The 1,175-nt window shown below is 70.1% G+C and carries 1 protein-coding gene; it reads right to left on the minus strand.

Annotated features, from left to right (window positions below; genetic code table 11):
• The coding region (locus tag K7854_RS37195; protein ID WP_226030976.1) for a beta-ketoacyl synthase N-terminal-like domain-containing protein at nt 1-1,175 on the minus strand (1,175 nt) is incomplete at both ends.

The raw sequence follows: 1,175 nt of genomic DNA on the forward strand, positions 1-1,175 counted from the left end.
ACGTCACCGGATCAATCCCCGCCCGCTCAAACGCCTCCCACGACGTCTCCAGCAACAACCGCTGCTGCGGATCCATCGCCAACGCCTCACGCGGCGAAATCCCGAAAAACCCCGCATCAAAATCCGCCACACCATCCACAAACCCGCCACGACACCCATACGTCTTACCCGGACGATCCGGATCAGGATCAAACAACCCCTCCACATCCCAGCCACGATCCACCGGGAAACCCGAAACAACATCCGCCCCCGACACCACCACCTCCCACAACCCCTCCGGAGACACCACACCCCCCGGAAAACGACACCCCACCCCCACAATCGCAATCGGCTCGTCGTGGCTCAGGGCGACGGTTCGGGTGGACGGCGCGGGCGTCGCCGCGCTGTCGCCGAGGAGGTCGTCGAGGATGCGGTGGGCCAGGGCGGCGGAGGTCGGGTGATCGAAGATGAGGGTGGCGGGCAGGCGCAGGCCTGTGGCCGCGGTGAGGCGGTTGCGCAGTTCCACGGCGGTCAGCGAATCGAAGCCCAGTTCCTTGAAGGACTGCGTGGCCTGGACGGTTTCGGGACCGTCGTGGCCGAGGACGCCGGCGACCTCGCGGCGTACCAGGTCCTGGACCTGGGTCTCGCGCTCGGCCGGTGTCAGGGCGCTCAGCCGTTCGGTGAGGGCGCTGCCGGACGTGTCCCCGCCCGTACCCGCCGTCCCGGCCGCGGCCCGACGCCTCAGCGTGGCCGGGACCAGCGCCTTCATCAGTGTGGGCAGCGTGCCCGCCTGGGCCTGGGCGCGCAGCGCCGGTTGGCTGAGTCGCACCGGTACGAGCAGGCTCGGGGCGCCTTCTCCGAGGGCCCGGTCGAGCAGGGCGAGCCCTTCCGTCTCGCCCAGCGCCTCCGCGCCGAGGCGGGCGATCCGCTGTCGGTCCGACTCGGCCAGCCCGGATGTCATCGCACTCGCCTCGGCCCACAGCCCCCAGGCAAGGGACACGGCAGGGAGCCCATCGGTCCGCCTGGCCTGGGCGAGGGCGTCCAGGAAGACGTTGGCGGCGGCGTAGTTGGCCTGCCCCGCGTTGCCCACGACACCGGCGGCCGACGAGAACACCACGAACGCCGACAGATCATGCTCCCGGGTCAGTTCGTGCAGATGCCAGGCCGCGTCCACCTTCGGACGCAGCACCGCGTCA

This window comes from Streptomyces hyderabadensis (assembly GCF_020404845.1).
Taxonomy (GTDB): Bacteria; Actinomycetota; Actinomycetes; order Streptomycetales; family Streptomycetaceae; genus Streptomyces; species Streptomyces hyderabadensis.